At 39.2% G+C, this 2,146-nt stretch carries 2 protein-coding genes; both read right to left on the reverse strand.

Going from position 1 to position 2,146, the window contains the following annotated elements:
* Positions 1–230: 230 nt before the first annotated feature.
* Entirely contained in the window at positions 231–1,142 is a 912-nt protein-coding gene (locus FHL05_RS12300) for a PTS system mannose/fructose/sorbose family transporter subunit IID (RefSeq protein ID WP_153385123.1), read from the reverse strand.
* 19 nt (positions 1,143–1,161) lie between these two features.
* On the reverse strand, positions 1,162–1,986 hold the full coding sequence (locus tag FHL05_RS12305; protein WP_153385122.1) for a PTS mannose/fructose/sorbose transporter subunit IIC: 825 nt from the start codon (positions 1,984–1,986) through the stop codon (positions 1,162–1,164).
* Between the last annotated feature and the right edge of the window lie 160 nt (positions 1,987–2,146).

A 2,146-nucleotide genomic window follows, 5' to 3' on the forward strand; every position in this document is an offset into this window, starting at 1 on the left:
TGGATTTAGAAATCTTGACCATTTTATTAAGAGAATAAGATTGATTTGCGCATAAAAAAAGTACCCTCAATGAGGGTACTTAATAAGCTCAAAAATCATTCATCAATACGATTTGACAAAGAGCCAAAACTAATAGGCATGGCAATCACAAGACGATTGCCATGCCTAATTGTTTAATACTCAAAAATTAAACATTACATTTTTCTTTAAGAGTTGAAAGTTTCAAATTATTACATAACGTGAAGTACGTGTAGGACAACACCAACAACGAACAAACCAAGAATAATAACGATTGGTGAAACTTTCTTCTTTAGTAGCCACATACAGAACAATGTTAGTAGTAGAGCTGCTAAACCAGGAATCAATTGATCCAAGTTATCTTGCAATGTTGTTACCTTGTGAGCTGTCAATGAAAGTCCAGCCTTTTGTTGAATCAAGGCTTCCTTGATACCTGCAGCGCCAGATGGCAAGTGCGACCAATCAATGTAAGCACCTTTATCTAGTTTTACAGTTGAAACCGTAGGCGTGAACTTAACAACAACCCAACGGTTGATCAAAGCACCTAGGATAAACATACCTAGAATTGAAGCACCCTTAGTAATATCTTGAAGAGTACCACCTGAAACGTCATCTGTAATCTTAGAACCGGCTTTATAACCAAGTTCTTGTGTGTACCACATGAAGGCCATACGAATAGCATTCCATGCTACGAAGTAAATGATTGGTCCAATAATGTTACCAGTCATAGCTAGTGAAGCAGCTAAAGCACCGATAATAGGCTTAACAGTGAACCAGAACACAGGATCACCAATACCAGCCAAAGGACCCATCATACCAACTTTAACACCTTGGATAGCAACATCATCAATAGGTGCACCATTGGCACGTTCTTCTTCCAAGGCCATTGTTACACCTAAAATAGGTGAAGCCAAGTAAGGGTGACAATTAAAGAATTCCATGTGACGCTTTAAAGCAGCGGCACGATCTTCTTTTGTTTTATATAATTTTTTCAATACTGGAATTAAAGAATAAGTCCAGCCACCATTTTGCATACGTTCGTAATTCCATGAACCTTGAAGGAATGTTGAACGCCACCAAACAGCGATTCTATCTCTTTTAGAAATTTTAACTTGATCTGCCATTTTTATGAGTTCCTCCCTCTTAGTAGTTATCTATGATGTCGCCGACTGGATCACCGGTGTTAGAGGAAGAACTTCCTCCACCATCGTTTGAACCGCCATTACCACCTGATTTAGATAATTTCAAGTAGATGAGCGCCATAGAAATACCGATAGCACCAAGACCAATTAGTGTTAAGTCTGTAACTGTAGCAAGTACGAAACCAATTGCGAAGAATGGCCATACTTCTTTAGTAGCCATCATGTTGATAACCATTGCATAACCAACGGCAACAACCATACCACCACCAAGTGACAAACCATCTGTCAACCAAGTAGGCATAGCATCAAGTAAGGCCTTAACAGGACCAGCACCAATAGCAAGAATCAATGCTGCAGGGATAGCGATACGTAGACCTTGCATACAGATAGCAACATATTGCCAGAAATCAATCTTTCTAAAACTACCTTCTTCAGCAGCTTTATCCATGATGTGAACAATACCAGTTGCCAACGTACGACATAGGATAGTTAGTAGCAATCCGGCAACGGCTAGAGGAACAGCAATAGCAATGGCTGAACCAACACCCTTTTGTCCTTTACCACCAAGAACCAAAATAATAGCTGAAGCAACAGCTGCCAAAGCAGCATCAGGTGCTACGGCAGCACCGATATTAGCCCAACCTAAGGCGATCATTTGTAGTGAACCACCAAGGATAAGGCAAGGTAACAAGTTACCTGTAACTAAGCCGATCAATGTACATGCGATAACTGGTTGGTGAAAATGGAATTCATCCAAGATACCTTCCATACCAGCTAAGAACGACACGATAACGACTAAAATAATCTGAATAGCATTTAATTGCATGATTATTAATCCTCCGTTTTATTTCTGATATAAAGGCGAATTTTATAATCAAGTTAGCCACTTTCAATAAAATTCCAAAATAAAAACACCAAGACGAAAAAATCAGGTATCATTGGAGTTCTCCACAAACAATGAAAGAGGTTTTTCGTCTTGATGCAAG

Origin of the sequence: Companilactobacillus halodurans (genome assembly GCF_009600995.1) — a bacterium.
Taxonomy (GTDB): Bacteria; Bacillota; Bacilli; order Lactobacillales; family Lactobacillaceae; genus Companilactobacillus; species Companilactobacillus halodurans.

Excerpts from the sequence above, each read along its gene's own strand:
- FHL05_RS12300 (WP_153385123.1), bottom strand. The coding sequence starts at position 1,142 with ATGGCAGATCAAGTTAAAATTTCTAAAAGAGATAGAATCGCTGTTTGG.
- FHL05_RS12305 (WP_153385122.1), bottom strand. The coding sequence starts at position 1,986 with ATGCAATTAAATGCTATTCAGATTATTTTAGTCGTTATCGTGTCGTTC.